Genomic DNA, 14,550 nt, shown 5'->3' on the forward strand with positions numbered 1-14,550 from the left:
GAAATCCCATGACCCCCGAGGACGTGCTGCCGGAACCGCTCCTGGAGAAGATCCGCGGGCGTGCCGGGGACTATGACAGGAGCAACGGTTTCTTCCACGAAGACCTTCGGGACCTCGCGGACGCCGGGTACCTCAAGGTCTTCGTGCCGGCGGACGACGGCGGCCTGGGCCTTGGACTCGCGGCGGCGGCGCAGTGCCAGCGCAGGCTGGCAACGGCAGCGCCGGCCACCGCCTTGGCCATCAATATGCACCTCGTGTGGACCGGCGTCGCGCACGTCCTGAAGGCCCGCGGGGACGACTCACTGGATTTCGTCCTGAAAGAGGCAGCCCAGGGTGAGGTCTTCGCGTTCGGAAACTCCGAAGCGGGCAATGACTCTGTGCTGTTCGACTCCCGGACCGTGGCTGCTCCCTTGCCCGGCGGGGGCTACTCGTTCACCGGCACCAAGATCTTCACCAGCCTCTCGCCCGCCTGGACGCGGCTGGGGATCTTCGGCAAGGACGCAGCGGCCCGGGACGGCGCGGGGGAGTTGGTCCACGGCTTCATTACCCGCAAGGCGGAGGGGTACCGCATCCTTGACGACTGGGACACTCTGGGCATGCGGGCCAGCCAGTCCGCCACTACCGTCCTGGACGGTGTGGAAGTCCCGGCGGACCGGATCTTCCGGAAGCTGCCTGTAGGGCCCAACGCTGACCCGCTCATCTTCGCCATCTTCGCCTGCTTTGAGACGTTGCTGGCGGCCGTTTATACCGGCCTGGGGGAGCGGGCCCTGACCTTGGGCGTGGAAAACGCTAAACGCCGCACGTCATTCAAGAACGGAGGACGCAGTTACGCGCAGGACCCGGACATCCGCTGGAAGGTGGCGGACGCAGCCATGGCGATGGACAACCTGTATCCGCAGCTGGCATCCGTCGCGGCGGATGTTGATGCGCTGGCTGAGCACGGGCCGCAGTGGTTCCCGAAGCTGGTGGGGCTGAAGGTTAACGCTACTGAAACCGCCCGGCGGGTCGTGGACCTGGCCATCAGGGTCAGCGGTGGGTCCAGCTACTTCCGCGGGTCCGAGCTGGAGCGGCTCTACCGTGACGTGCTGGCCGGCATGTTCCACCCGTCCGACGACGAATCGGCCCACAACACGGTGGCAAACGCCTGGTTGGGTCCGCTGGACGGCTAAGCCAGTTTGAGCCGCGCCTCAGACGGTCCGCTGAACCTGCATGACCCGGCGGCGCAGCCAGAAACGCCGGCCGCCACCCACGTAGAGCTTGCTGCGCTCCAGTTCCCACTTGCCGTATTCGGAGTGTTCCACCACGCGGCGGCGCGCCTCAGGCAGGGACTCGTTCGGACTTACGGTCAGCACGAGGTACTCGTACTGCCTCAAATAGTCCCGTTCCCGCTGGACCGAGCTGGTGAGAAATTGTTCCTTCATTGCTCTCCATTTTCGTCCTTTTCCCGCTAACGTGAAGTCATGAGCATCGATCCGCGTGTCGCGCTTTCGTCCCTGACCACCGCTTTGGAAGAACACCTTATAGCAGCATCGAACCGCCGCGGAGACGGTGACCCCTCCGTGGAGGCAGCCTTTTTTGCAGTGGCAGATGCATTCGAAGTTTATGAAGACGCCCTATACGAGGCCTACAACGAAGTGACTCCGCTTCAGGTCTTTGACGACGAGGACGACGAAGACGAAGACAGCGACGTGGACGACGAGGATCTGGAGATCGTCGAAGAGTAGCCGGGGGCCGCGCCAATTATGGCGTGGCGGACACGTCTTCCAGCGCCCGCGCAATCTCGGGCGGCAGCGGAGACAGCTGGGCTTCGAGGATTTCCTTGAGCTGGACAGGCGTCCTGGGCCCCACCACCGCGGTGGCGACGCCGTGTTGTGCCAGCAGCCAGCCCAGCGCCACGTCCTGCGGCGTCCGGCCCAGGCCCTTCGCTGCGGTGCACACGGCTTCCACGGTGCGGGACGGCTTTTCCGCCAGGTACGGCTCAACGGAAGCCGCCCCGGTTGCGGACGCGCCGCGTGAACCCGAAGGAATGCTGGTCCGATATTTCCCGGTGAGCACGCCCCGGCCAAGCGGTGCGCAGGCCATCAGGCCCATGCCTGCGTCCTCCACGGCCGGTATGAGTTCCGCCTCAGGACCGCGGTGCAGAAAAGAGTATTCGGCCTGCGCTGCCACAAGCGGGAAGCCTGCCAGGACCGCTGCCTTCGCCGCCTGCCACCCCGTGTAGTTCGAGATGCCGGCATACCGGGCGCGGCCGCTACGGACAGCAAACTCCAGGGCGGAGAGGGTCTCCTCCAGCGGAACGTTGCCGTCCCAGGCCTCGGCGAACCAGATGTCCACATAGTCGGTGCCCAACCGGGCGAGGCTTGCGTCAAGGCCGGTGAGCATCGCATTCCTGGACGTGTCGATGCCGCGCCGGCCATCCGGCGTCGTCATTCCCGCCTTCGTGGAGATGGTCAGTCCGGTGCGGGAGACGACGTCGCCGAGCAGCGAGCCCAGCATCGCCTCGGACCGGCCCTCGGCATACGATGCCGCCGTGTCCACGTGCCGGCCGCCGGAATTCAGGAAGGTCCTCAGCAGCTCCGAGGCGTCCTGTTCGTCGGTTTCCCCGCCCCACGTCATGGTGCCGAGGGATAAGGCTGAAACCCGCAATCCACTGTTGCCGACGTAACGCTGCTGCATAGCAGCAAGCTTACGGGCAGATGCACCCATGCCCATGCCGTAGGGTCTTAGCGTGAACTGGTTTGAGGTGGCCCTGCTGGGCCTTGTGCAGGGACTGACCGAATTTCTACCGATTTCATCAAGTGCGCACCTGCGGATCGTGGGGCAGTTCCTGCCCAACGCAGAAGACCCCGGGGCAGCATTCACGGCCATCACCCAACTGGGCACTGAAACGGCCGTCGTTGTCTACTTCTGGCGGGACATCGTCCGCATCGTCAAGGCGTGGGCGGGTTCGTTGGCCGGAAAGGTGTCCCGGCAGGACCCGGATGCCCGGATGGGATGGCTGGTCATCCTGGGCAGCCTGCCCATCATCGTCCTTGGGCTGCTGTTCCAGGACCAGATCGAATCGGTGCTGCGCAGCATGTGGATCGTGGCCACCATGCTGATCGTCTTCGGCCTCATCCTCGCCGTGGCCGACGCCGTGGGAAAGCAGGAACGGGATCTCACCCAGCTGACCTACAAGCACGGCATCCTCTATGGCTTTGCCCAGGCAATGGCCCTGATTCCCGGTGTTTCCCGGTCCGGCGGCACCATCACCGCCGGCCTCCTCATGGGGTACACCCGCGAAGCGGCCGCCCGGTACTCCTTCCTCCTGGCCATCCCTGCCGTCTTTGGCAGCGGCCTGTACCAGCTCTACAAGGTGGTATCCAAGGACGGCATCACGGGCCCCTACGGACTGCCCGAAACGGCGTTGGCCACAGTCATCGCGTTCGTGGTGGGCTACGTCATCATTGGCTGGTTCCTGAAGTTTGTGTCCACCCGCAGCTACCGGCTGTTCGTCTGGTACCGGATCTTCCTGGGCCTGGCCCTGTACCTGCTCCTCGGTTTCGGCGTCATCAGCGCCTAGCACTAGGCTTGGTCTGTGAAATCCTGGACTTCCCGCCCCGTTCCAACCCTGCCCGGCACCATGCCTGCCATCCGCTTGTTCGACACCGCAGCAGGCCACGAGGTGGTGCTGGAGTCCGGCGACCGGCCGTCGATGTACGTCTGCGGCATCACGCCGTATGACGCCACCCATATGGGCCATGCGGCCAGCTATGTGGCTTTCGACCTGCTGAACCGCGCCTGGCGGGACGCGGGCAAGGACGTTGACTATGTCCAGAATGTTACGGACGTGGATGATCCGCTCCTGGAGCGCGCGACGGCCACCAACGTCGACTGGCGTGAACTCGCGCAAAGCCAGATCGATCTGTTCCAGACCGACATGGAAGCACTGAACGTCCTGTCACCGGACCACTACGTGGGCGCTGTGGAATCCATCAGCCTCATCGTGCCCGAGGTGGAACGGCTGGTCAGCCAGGGCCTCGCATACACAGTTCCGGGAACCAATGGCGAACCTGACGGAGACGTCTATTACGACGTCGAAGCGGCCGGAAAGCAGTCCGTCGCCGCCGATGCGTGGAGCCTCGGTTCCATCTCGGGACTGTCAGAAAGCGAAATGCTGGAACTCTTTGCCGAACGCGGCGGGGACCCCGGCCGGTCCGGCAAGCGCCAGGCCCTGGACCCCTTGCTGTGGCGGGTGGCGCGGGACGGCGAACCCAGCTGGCCCGGCGCCAGCCTCGGTGACGGCCGCCCCGGGTGGCACATCGAGTGCACCGTGATTGCGCAGAAATACCTGCCCGCACCATTCACCGTCCAGGGAGGCGGCTCCGACCTGATCTTCCCGCACCACGAAATGGGTGCCGGGCACGCCTATTCGCTGGCCGGTGTACCCCTCGCCAAGCACTACGCGCACGCCGGCATGGTGGGACTGGATGGCGAAAAAATGAGCAAGTCCAAGGGCAACCTGGTCCTCGTCTCCAAACTTCGGGCAGCGGGGGAGGAACCCGCAGCCATCCGCCTGGCGATCCTGGCCCACCATTACCGGTCGGACTGGTCCTGGACGGACGAGGGATTCGCCGCAGCCAAGGCAGACCTGGCCGCCTGGCGCCACGCACTCGATCATGCCCCGCAGGGGTCCGCGGCCCCCTTGGTGGAAGAAATGCGCGCAGCCTTGGCAGCCGACCTGGACGCCCCCGCAGCCGTCGCGGCGGTGTCGCGCTGGGCGCGGCAGGCTAACGACGGCGGCGCCCCGGCCAGCGCCCCGGACCAGGCTTTGGTAAGGGACGCCGTCAACGCCCTCCTCGGGGTTCAGCTCTAAGCTTCCACGCACTGTTATTAACGGAAAAGGGGCCCTGCCGGAAGTATTTCCGGCAGGGCCCCTTTCGTCAGTGGTCAGGGTCTGTCCTGGCCCCGCCGCTTAAGGTAGCGCTCGAATTCCCTGGCGATCGATTCGCCGGTGGCCTCCGGCAGGTCGGCCGTGTCCTTGGCCTCTTCCAGCTGGCGGACGTACGCGGCGATCTCCGGGTCCTCGGTGGCCAGTTCGTCCACGCCGCGCTCCCAGGCGTCCGCTTCCTCGGCCAGCTCGTGGGTGTCCAGCGGCACCTGGAGCAGTTCCTCGATGCGGTGCAGGAGTGCCAGCTGGGCTTTCGGGGACGGCGCCTGCGCCACGTAGTGCGGGACGGCGGCCCACAGCGACACCGTGGGAAGCCCGGCCAGCAGTGCAACTTCCGACAGGACGCCGACGATGCCTACAGGCCCTTCATACTGCGACGCCTCCAGGTTCATGCGCTCCCGCAGCGGTGCGTCATCCGACGACGTGCTCACCGGTATGGGCCGGCTGTGCGGAACATCGGCCAGCAACGCACCCACCAGCACCACGTAGTCCACGTTCAGGGCTTCGGCGTGCACCAGCAACTCGGCCGTGTACGCGCGCCACTTGTAGGACGGCTCGGTGCCCTGGACAAAGATGACGTCCACGTTGGAATTGGGCGCACTGGCTTTGTAGATCCGGGTAGAAGGCCATTTTATCTTGCGTTCCCCCGCGGAGTTCCTGCGCACCGTGGGCCGGGTGAACTGAAAGTCGTAATATTCGTCGGCGTCGACTGACGCAACCTTCTTGCCGCCCCACAACTTGTTGAGGTACCGCAGCGAGTCGCTTGCGGCTTCCCCGGCGTCGTTCCAGCCTTCAAAGGCGGCCAGCATCACCGTGACGCGCTGCCCCCCGGCAACTGGCTGCAGGAACCGTTCCCGCTCGGGTCCGGCACCCGTATCGGCGGTGTCTCCCTCGAAGCTATTCATTCCATCACCCTACGTCCAAGGAGCGGGCGCGTGCAGGGAATGAAGCGCCGCAACATCGGCAACCACCAGCCACAACAGGCCCTGCCAGCCGCGTATTCGCCAAGGGCGTAGCCCTCAGGGACCGCCCAGCATGTCCCCGTAGACTTGGGACATGCAACTTCCAGGCCCCGAATCACAGCTCAAAGCCGTCCTCTGGGACATGGACGGAACCATCGTGGACACGGAGCCGTACTGGATTGCCGCCGAACACGCGCTGGTGGAAGCCCACGGCGGCACCTGGTCCCACGAACAGGCCATGCAGCTGGTGGGGCAGTCCCTGACCTTTTCCGCCGGCCTCCTGCAGAAAGCCGGCGTTGCCCTCAGCATCCGGGACATCATCGACCACCTCACCGCCGAGGTGGTCAGCAGCGTACGGCAGGAGGTGCCGTGGCGACCCGGCGCCCGTGAACTACTCGAAGACCTCCACCTCGCCGGTGTCCGTTGTGCCCTGGTGACCATGTCCGAGGGGCCGCTGGCCCGCCAGGTGGTGGACAGCCTTCCCCGGCCCTATTTCGAGTTCCTCGTAACAGGCGACACCGTCAGCCGCGGCAAGCCACACCCGGAGGCGTACCTGACCGCCGTCGAACGGCTTCGGGAGACGGACCCCCACCTGCACCTGGGACACTGCGTGGCACTGGAGGACTCGGCGCCCGGCGTGGCCGCGGCCGTTGCGTCAGGCGTCGCCACAGTGGCCATTCCACACATCGTCCCGTTGCCCGAGCACTCCCACTACACGCTGTGGGACACGCTGGCCGGACGTTCCCGCACAGACCTCGAGGAACTCCTCGCCACCGCGGACAACGCAAGCACTGCGGACAAGGCAAGCACTGCTGTCGGGCCGGCAGCCAACGTCGGGACCACGCCGTGACGGCGCCGGCGCCCGGGGAACCCGGCATGCGGGAACCGGCTACCCCTGAACCTGCGGCACCGGGCCGCCGTGAAGGGATTCCCCTGGGCCGGATCGCCGGTGTGCCGGTGGTCCTCGCGTACTCGTGGTTCATCATCGCCGCGTTCACCGTCATCGTTTACGGGCCGGTGCTGCACCGTAACAACCCCGCCTTGGGTACAAGCGCCTACATCGTCGCGTTCGCTTACGCAGTGCTCCTGCTCATATCCGTACTTGTCCATGAACTCGCCCACGCCCTGACGGCCAAGGTCTACGGCTGGCCAACGCAAAAGATTGTCCTGAACCTCTGGGGCGGCCATACACAGTTCGAGAGCTTCACCGCATCCCCGGGCCGGTCGGTCCTGGTTGCCCTGGCGGGACCAGCCGCCAACTTCATCCTTGCTGGCGGCGCCTGGCTGGTCCTCGCCGCCATGCCCATGGGCAGCGTCGCGGAAATCCTGACCAATATCTTCATGTGGGCGAACTTCCTCATCGGCGTCTTCAACGTCCTTCCGGGTCTCCCTCTGGACGGCGGCCGCCTGGTCGAGTCGGCCGTTTGGAAGGCAACCGGGAGCCAGGCGAAGGGCACGGTAGCTGCAGGCTGGGCCGGCCGCATCATCGTCGTAGCCCTGGTGGGGTGGTTCATCCTCCTGCCGTTCCTTTCCGGAAGTGATCCCGATTTCAGCCTCGTGATGATCACTGTCCTTGTTTGCGGTTTCCTGTGGATGGGAGCCTCGGCCTCCATCCAGCAAGGCACCCTCCGGGCCCGCCTGCCGCTGGTGACCGCCGCGGGACTTTCCACGCCGGCCATCGCAGTGCCCGCCACGGCGTCTGTCCAGGACCTCCTGGACTTCGGCGCGGCGGCCCACAAGTCGGTGGTTGTCTGCGGCCCCGACGGCCGGCCGCAGGGCGTTGTTGATCCGGCAGCGTTGGCGTCCGTTCCCGAAGCAGCGGCAGGATCCACTCCGGTCACCGCCGTCGCCTTTGCGCTGGCCCCCGGCGCCTACGTCCCGGAATGGTCGAAGGGGCAGGAACTCATCCAGTTCCTCGCCCAGGTTGAGGGCAAGCACTACGCCGTGGTTGACCACAACGGGGCCGTGACCGGGCTGCTGTCGCAGGACGCCGTCCTCGCCGCCATCACCGGGAAGAACCGCCGCACCCGCCAGGCATAAGAACCCGGGCAGCCCTCCCGCAAGTAGCGAAGGGGGCGGAACCGGTAGAGTTACCTGCCGGTGTGCCACGCCGCCGACGCGATCGCCAGGCAGCCATGCGCAGGCACCACAGGTTTACAGGAGTGAGGAACATCATGAGCAGCGAAACTGCCGTCAACGACGCCACAGCAGCAGCCGGGGCCGGTGGCGCAGCCAGCGGTTCGCAGCCCGTCGGAGCGGCACGGCGCCGCGGACCCTTCCGAGAAGGCGAACGCGTCCAGCTGACCGACGAGCGGGGCCGGATGAACACCGTCACCCTTGAACGCGGTGGGGCCTTCCACACCCACCGGGGCTTCCTGAACCACGACGACATCATCGGCAAAGTGGACGGTTCCGTCGTCGTGAACAACGTGGGCCAGCAGTACCAGACGCTGCGCCCCCTGCTCTCTGACTTCGTCCTCTCGATGCCGCGCGGCGCCGCCGTCGTCTACCCCAAGGACGCCGGGCAGATCGTCACCATGGCGGACATCTTCCCCGGCGCGCGCGTCGTTGAAGCAGGCGTCGGCTCCGGGGCCCTGTCCATCTCCCTGCTCCGCGCCGTAGGGGACCAGGGCTACCTGCACTCCTTCGAACGCCGGGAAGAGTTTGCGGACATCGCCCGCGGCAACGTGGAGACAATCTTCGGTGGCCCGCACCCGGCCTGGCAGATCTCCTTGGGCGACTTCCAGGAAGAGGTGGTCCGCAGCGAAGCCCCCGGCTCCGTGGACCGCGTGGTCCTCGACATGCTGGCGCCCTGGGAATGCCTCGACGCGGTCGCCACCGTGCTGGCCCCCGGCGGCGTCTGGATCAACTATGTCGCCACCGTCACCCAGCTGTCCCGCACCGCTGAAGCCATCCGCGCGGACGGCCGGTTCACCGAACCGGATGCTTGGGAATCAATGGTCCGCGGCTGGCACCTCGAAGGCCTTGCCGTGCGCCCGGACCACCGCATGGTGGCCCACACCGGGTTCCTGCTGGTCACCCGGCGGCTCGCCGAGGGCGTCACCGGCATCTCCGTTAAGCGCCGGCCGTCGAAGACCGAGTTCAACGAAGAAGACGTCAACGCCTGGACCCCCGGCGCAGTGGGTGAGCGGGCCGTGTCGGACAAGAAACTTCGCCGCGCCGCACGCGATGCGATTGCCGGAACCAACGTCAAGGACACCCCCGAGGTCACGAACTAGTCCACATTTCGGGAGTCTCCATCCCTAGCTGCCCTCTTGGGACTAATGTCTTAAGAGAAGAGCAGGAAGGGGCTGATGCATCATGGAGACACCGAACCAGGACTCCGGACGTACACCGGCAGAGCAATTTGCCGCCAATGACCTCTCGGTTGCCGACCGCCAGGTCAACATCCTCCGGGACAAACTCAGGCACATCGACCGCCAGTTGGCTGCCGCAACGCAGAACAACACCAAGCTGGTCAGCATGCTTGAAACAGCGAAGGCGGAGATCCTCCGCCTTAAGAACGCGCTGGACCAGGAAGGGCAGCCACCTTACAGCTTCGGCACCATCCTGCAGCTGAACCCGCGGCGGCAACCGGCCCCGGGCAGCAGCGGGCAGGCGGCCACGGAGGAGTCAGCGGACATCTTCAACGCGGGCCGGAAGATGCGCGTGGGCCTCAGCCCCCTGGTGAACATCAACCAGCTCTCTGTGGGGCAGGAGGTCCTGCTGAACGAGGCCCTGCTGATCGTAGCGGGCCTGGGCTACGAACGTGCCGGGGAGCTTGCCACGCTCAAGGAAATGCTCGGGGCTGACCGCGCACTCGTGGTGGGCCGGGCCGACGAAGAACGCGTGGTCCGGCTCTCGGGTGCCCTCCTGGCGCAGAAGCTCCGCGTGGGGGACGCCCTGTCCATCGATTCACGGACAGGGTACGCACTGGAGAAGGTGCCCCGCTCCGAGGTGGAGAACCTCGTCCTCGAAGAAGTTCCGGACATCACCTACGAGGACATCGGCGGCCTTGGCCCGCAGATCGAACAAATCCGCGACGCCGTGGAACTGCCGTTCCTCCACCCCGACCTCTACCGCGAGCACGGCCTGAAGGCCCCCAAGGGTATCCTCCTCTACGGCCCCCCGGGCTGCGGCAAGACCCTGATCGCCAAGGCGGTGGCCAACTCGCTGGCCGCCCGCGCCGCCGAACGCTCCGGCAACGTGGACCTGAAGAGCTACTTCCTGAACATCAAGGGCCCGGAACTGCTCGACAAGTACGTGGGCGAAACGGAGCGCCACATCCGGCTGATCTTCGCCCGTGCCCGTGAAAAGGCGTCGGACGGCAGCCCCGTTGTCGTGTTCTTCGATGAGATGGATTCGCTGTTCCGGACCAGGGGCACAGGTATCTCATCCGACGTCGAGACCACCATCGTCCCGCAGCTGCTCAGCGAGATCGACGGCGTGGAACGGCTGGACAACGTGATCGTGATCGGCGCCTCCAACCGCGAGGACATGATTGATCCCGCCATCCTCCGGCCCGGCCGCCTGGACGTCAAAGTCAAGATCCACCGCCCCGATGCCGAAGCGGCTGCGGACATCTTCAACAAATACATCACCCCGGACCTGCCGTTCCACGAGTCTGACCTTGCCGAGCACAACGGCGACGTGCAGGCCACAGTGGACGCCATGGTGCAGCGGACCGTGGAAGCCATGTACTCCACCGACAAGTCCAACGAGTTCCTCGAAGTGACCTACGCCAACGGGGACACCGAGATGCTGTACTTCAAAGACTTCAACTCCGGCGCGGTCGTCCAGAACGTGGTGGACCGTGCCAAGAAGTACGCCATCAAGGACCTGCTCACCAGCCAGCAGAAGGGGCTTCGGATCGAGCACCTGCTCCGTGCTGTGGTTGATGAGTTCCGGGAGCACGAGGACATGCCCAACACCACCAACCCTGATGACTGGGCAAGGATCTCCGGCAAGAAGGGCGAACGGATCACCTATATCCGGACGATTGTCCAGGGCAAGGCCGGTCAGGAACCCGGCAAGTCCATCGAAACCACGCCCACCACCGGGCAGTATCTGTGACGGCTGCACCGGACCCGGCGGGCGGGGAAGGCCTTCCCGCCGGCGGCGCCATGCGGGTTATGGGCGCAGAAACCGAATACGGGATCCACGCTCCGACTGCGCCTACGGCCAACGCCACCATGATGAGTGCCCGGGTGGTCCAGGCGTACGCCCAGGTCACCCGGCAACGCGCGGCGGGCGGAGCGGAAACCCGCTGGGACTATACGGACGAGGAGCCGTTGCATGACGCCCGCGGGTGGACCGTGGACCGGGAATCCGCCCATCCCAGCCAGCTCACTGACCAGCCGCCCGTTCTTGACGCCGAAGCGGTGGCCCTGGCCTACGGACGGGAGGACCTGGAGTTCGATGGCCAGGACGAGTCCGGATCCCTCCTGATGAACATGGTCCTCGGCAACGGGGCACGCCTCTACGTGGACCATGCGCATCCTGAGTATTCCAGCCCCGAGGTCACGAACCCCCGGGACGCCGTGGCCTGGGACGCTGCGGGGGACCTTGTGGCCCTGGCCGCGGTGCGCCGGCTCGCCGCCGACCCGGACCTGCCGCCCGTGAATCTTTACAAGAACAATACGGACAACAAATCGGTGTCCTACGGTTCCCACGAGAACTACCTCATGCCGCGTTCGGTTCCCTTCGCCGACATTGTGCGGGGCCTGACGCCCTTCTTCGTGAGCCGCCAGGCCGTGTGCGGCGCCGGACGCCTGGGCATTGGCCAGGACAGCTCGACGGCGGGTTACCAGATTAGCCAGCGCGCGGACTTCTTCGAAGCTGAGGTGGGGCTGGAGACAACCATCCGCAGGCCGATCATCAACACCCGGGATGAACCGCACGCCACGGCCGACAAGTACCGCCGGCTCCACGTGATCATTGGCGACGCCAACCTCAGCCAGGTCTCCAACTACCTCAAGTTCGGAACCACCGCCATGGTGCTGAGCCTTATTGAGGCCGGGCTGGCACCGAAGGTCGAAGTCCACGAGCCCGTGCGGGCGCTGCAGGCAATCAGCCACGACACGTCCCTGACTGCCACCGTGCGCCTGGCGGACGGCCGCCGCGTCACCGCCCTCGACCTGCAGTGGATTTACCACGAAGCGGCGGCCAAACTGGCCCAGGACACCGGTGTAGGCGACGCCGTGGATGGTGACGGCCATACCCACGAGGTCCTTGAACGCTGGGCTGAAGTCCTCACGCAGTTGGACAGCAACCGGGCGGCCGCGGCGTTCTCGGTGGAATGGCTTGCCAAGCTTTCGCTCCTGGACGGCTACCGTCAGCGTGACGGCCTGGAATGGGATGACGCCCGGTTGGGACTGGTGGATCTCCAGTGGGCCGACATCCGTCCGGAGAAGGGCCTCTACTATCGGGTCCTGGCACGGAACCGGATGCAGCGCGTGGTGGAGGACGCCGCAATCTCGGCAGCTGTGGGGCAACCGCCGGCTGACACCCGGGCGTTCTTCCGCGGCAAGTGCATCAGCAGCTTCGGCAAGGATGTCGTGGGGGCCAGTTGGGATTCCGTCATCTTCGATGTCCCCGGCTACGGGCGGCTGCAACGGGTGCCCACCCGCGAGCCCCTCCGCGGCACAAAGGCGCTGACGGGGGCCCTGTTTGAACGCTACCGCGAGGCCGGTCCGTTCCTCGGTGAACTGCTGGGACATAACACCGCTCCGCCTGCGGCATAAACCGCACGGGACGCCCCGGGGCGTGGCAGGATGGGCATATATTGGTGGATCGGCCGGATCCGCCGGCAACGAGAGGGAAGGCATAGCAATGGCAGGCCAGGAGCAGCAGCAGCCGCAATCACGCGACAGCCAGGTCGACGAAGACATTCCCGAGGCACCGCCCGCACCCCCGGAGGCGCAGGCCTCGGCATCGACCGAAGGCGTGGACGACCTGCTCGACGAAATCGACGGGGTCCTTGAATCGAACGCCGAGGAATTCGTCAGGGCTTTTGTCCAAAAGGGCGGCCAGTAACCCGGACCCCGGATGGTGGCGGAAGCCGCGGACGGCCGGAATCTGTACCGACGTTGAACACCACGTTTTAGGAGTGCATGAGTGCAGGAATCAACCGCCAACAAGGTAGCCGCGAACGCCACCTCGTCATTCACCGAACACCTTCAGCGCGACCGGCCGGAGCTTCTGCCGTTTAGCCGCTCAGGGCAGGGCGGCGCAACGGCTGCTGCCCCGCTCCAGGTGCCCCATGCCACCACTATCGTTGCCATGAGCTACAACGGCGGCGTGCTGGTGGCGGGGGACCGGCGGGCCACCATGGGCAACGTCATTGCCAGCAGGCACATCGAGAAAGTGTTCCCTGCTGACCGGTACTCGGTCCTGGGCATCGCCGGCACTGCAGGTATCGCCATTGACCTGACGCGGCTGTTCCAGGTGGAACTGGAACATTACGAAAAAATCGAGGGAACCCTCCTCAGCCTTGAAGGCAAAGCGAACAGGCTGGGAGCGATGATCCGCGGGAACCTTCCCCTGGCCCTGCAGGGTTTGGCTGTAGTACCCCTTTTTGCCGGCTTCGACACCAGCGCCGGTGTGGGCAGGCTGTTCTCGTACGACGTGACCGGTGGCCGGTACGAAGAACACGAACACCACACAGTGGGTTCCGGGTCGGTCTTCGCCCGTGGAGCCCTCAAGAAACTTTGGCGTCCCAACCTCTCCGCAGAGGAAGCCGTCGCCGTCGCCATCGAGGCCCTGTTCGATGCCGCAGATGACGACTCCGCCACAGGAGGCCCGGATACCGTGCGCAGGCTCTGGCCTGTGGTGTACACGGTGGACAACACCGGCACCCGCCGCGTGGCGGAGGAGCAACTCGCCGCGGCCTCACTGAACGTCATCGAAGCCCGCACCATTGCCGGACGGGAGGCCTGATATGACGCAGCAGTTTTATGTCTCTCCCGAACAGCTGATGAAGGACCGTGCGGACTTTGCGCGGAAGGGCATCGCGCGCGGAAAGTCAGTGGTGGTGATCAGCTGCGAGGACGGCATCGCCCTGGTGGCCGAAAATCCCTCTCCCTCACTCCACAAAATCGGTGAGATCTACGACAAGATCGCCTTCGCCGCCGTCGGCAAATACAACGAGTTCGAAAGCCTGCGCCAGGCCGGTGTGCGCTATGCGGATGTTCGCGGCTACTCGTATGACCGCGAGGATGTCACTGCCCGCGGACTCGCCAGCGTGTACGCCCAAAGCCTTGGCGCCGTGTTTACCGCCGAACAGAAGCCGTTCGAAGTTGAACTGGCGGTGGCCGAGGTTGGTGCCACGCAGGCTGAGGATCATTTGTACCGCCTGACGTTCGACGGCTCCATCGCGGACGAGCACAGCTTCGTAGTGATGGGTGGCCAGGCAGACCGCGTCGCCTCAGCCATCGACGAGGGCTGGCGGGCGTCCCTGGGTTTCCCCGACGCCGTCCGCCTCGCCCTTAAGGGCCTGGCTCCCGCACCTGAGGCGGAAGGAACGGACAAGCCGGTCCCGGCACGCGCGATTGAAGTGGCGGTCCTTGACCGGCACTCAGAGGAAGTCCGCGGCGCCCGCCGCGCCTTCCGCAGGCTCAACGACGCAGACATCACTGCATTGCTGGCGTAGGAGGAGAG

General features: G+C 65.6%; 15 protein-coding genes. 12 read left to right on the forward strand and 3 right to left on the reverse strand.

Translation table 11 applies throughout. The features are described from left to right. The first annotated feature begins 8 nt into the window (after positions 1-8). The gene (locus ACFV4R_RS10880) at positions 9-1,169 is read left to right on the forward strand and encodes an acyl-CoA dehydrogenase family protein (protein ID WP_377203608.1); all 1,161 of its coding nucleotides are present in this window, start codon (positions 9-11) and stop codon (positions 1,167-1,169) included. Between the two features lie 18 nt (positions 1,170-1,187). Here the strand turns inward: ACFV4R_RS10880 and ACFV4R_RS10885 are convergent, their stop codons facing one another. Next, positions 1,188-1,421 carry a DUF5703 family protein gene (locus ACFV4R_RS10885; protein ID WP_377203607.1) on the reverse strand — a complete coding sequence of 78 codons (234 nt, stop codon included), beginning with the start codon at positions 1,419-1,421 and terminating at the stop codon, positions 1,188-1,190. A gap of 39 nt (positions 1,422-1,460) precedes the next feature. On the opposite strand from ACFV4R_RS10885, the gene ACFV4R_RS10890 reads away from it, so the two are divergent. Continuing rightward, positions 1,461-1,724: a hypothetical protein gene (locus ACFV4R_RS10890; RefSeq protein ID WP_015937103.1), complete on the forward strand. Its 264-nt coding sequence runs from the start codon at positions 1,461-1,463 to the stop codon at positions 1,722-1,724. A 16-nt stretch (positions 1,725-1,740) separates the two neighbouring features. Here the strand turns inward: ACFV4R_RS10890 and ACFV4R_RS10895 are convergent, their stop codons facing one another. After that, positions 1,741-2,676: an aldo/keto reductase gene (locus tag ACFV4R_RS10895; protein ID WP_377203606.1), complete on the reverse strand. Its 936-nt coding sequence runs from the start codon at positions 2,674-2,676 to the stop codon at positions 1,741-1,743. Between the two features lie 52 nt (positions 2,677-2,728). On the opposite strand from ACFV4R_RS10895, the gene ACFV4R_RS10900 reads away from it, so the two are divergent. Continuing rightward, positions 2,729-3,562 (forward strand): undecaprenyl-diphosphate phosphatase, encoded by an 834-nt coding sequence (locus ACFV4R_RS10900; RefSeq protein ID WP_015937105.1) that lies wholly within the window; start codon positions 2,729-2,731, stop codon positions 3,560-3,562. 15 nt (positions 3,563-3,577) lie between these two features. Continuing rightward, a complete protein-coding gene (gene mshC, locus ACFV4R_RS10905) occupies positions 3,578-4,855 on the forward strand; it encodes a cysteine--1-D-myo-inosityl 2-amino-2-deoxy-alpha-D-glucopyranoside ligase (RefSeq protein WP_377203605.1) in 1,278 nt (425 codons plus the stop codon). A gap of 74 nt (positions 4,856-4,929) precedes the next feature. On the opposite strand, the gene ACFV4R_RS10910 is transcribed toward mshC, so the two are convergent. Further along, positions 4,930-5,835: a PAC2 family protein gene (locus ACFV4R_RS10910; RefSeq protein WP_377203604.1), complete on the reverse strand. Its 906-nt coding sequence runs from the start codon at positions 5,833-5,835 to the stop codon at positions 4,930-4,932. Positions 5,836-5,986: 151 nt separating this feature from the next. On the opposite strand from ACFV4R_RS10910, the gene ACFV4R_RS10915 reads away from it, so the two are divergent. The 8 genes from ACFV4R_RS10915 (at position 5,987) to prcA (ending at position 14,542) form a co-directional block, all read left to right on the forward strand. Continuing rightward, positions 5,987-6,742, forward strand: a complete 756-nt coding sequence (locus ACFV4R_RS10915; protein WP_377203603.1) for an HAD family hydrolase — start codon at positions 5,987-5,989, stop codon at positions 6,740-6,742. A 26-nt stretch (positions 6,743-6,768) separates the two neighbouring features. Beyond that, positions 6,769-7,932, forward strand: coding sequence for a site-2 protease family protein (locus ACFV4R_RS10920; RefSeq protein ID WP_377203602.1), 1,164 nt, complete (start codon positions 6,769-6,771; stop codon positions 7,930-7,932). Positions 7,933-8,066: 134 nt separating this feature from the next. Next, a complete protein-coding gene (locus ACFV4R_RS10925) occupies positions 8,067-9,131 on the forward strand; it encodes a tRNA (adenine-N1)-methyltransferase (RefSeq protein ID WP_377203601.1) in 1,065 nt (354 codons plus the stop codon). 82 nt (positions 9,132-9,213) lie between these two features. Then, a complete protein-coding gene (gene arc, locus ACFV4R_RS10930) occupies positions 9,214-10,965 on the forward strand; it encodes a proteasome ATPase (protein ID WP_377203600.1) in 1,752 nt (583 codons plus the stop codon). Positions 10,966-11,015: 50 nt separating this feature from the next. After that, on the forward strand, positions 11,016-12,635 hold the full coding sequence (gene dop, locus ACFV4R_RS10935) for a depupylase/deamidase Dop (protein WP_377203643.1): 1,620 nt from the start codon (positions 11,016-11,018) through the stop codon (positions 12,633-12,635). 88 nt (positions 12,636-12,723) lie between these two features. Then, positions 12,724-12,927, forward strand: coding sequence for a ubiquitin-like protein Pup (locus ACFV4R_RS10940; RefSeq protein ID WP_015937113.1), 204 nt, complete (start codon positions 12,724-12,726; stop codon positions 12,925-12,927). Between the two features lie 81 nt (positions 12,928-13,008). Next, the gene (gene prcB, locus ACFV4R_RS10945) at positions 13,009-13,830 is read left to right on the forward strand and encodes a proteasome subunit beta (protein ID WP_377203599.1); all 822 of its coding nucleotides are present in this window, start codon (positions 13,009-13,011) and stop codon (positions 13,828-13,830) included. A 1-nt stretch (position 13,831) separates the two neighbouring features. Next, complete coding sequence (gene prcA, locus ACFV4R_RS10950; RefSeq protein ID WP_377203598.1) at positions 13,832-14,542, forward strand: proteasome subunit alpha; 711 nt, start codon at positions 13,832-13,834, stop codon at positions 14,540-14,542. Positions 14,543-14,550: the final 8 nt, after the last annotated feature.

Origin of the sequence: Pseudarthrobacter sp. NPDC059871 (genome assembly GCF_042731175.1) — a bacterium.
GTDB lineage: Bacteria > Actinomycetota > Actinomycetes > Actinomycetales > Micrococcaceae > Arthrobacter.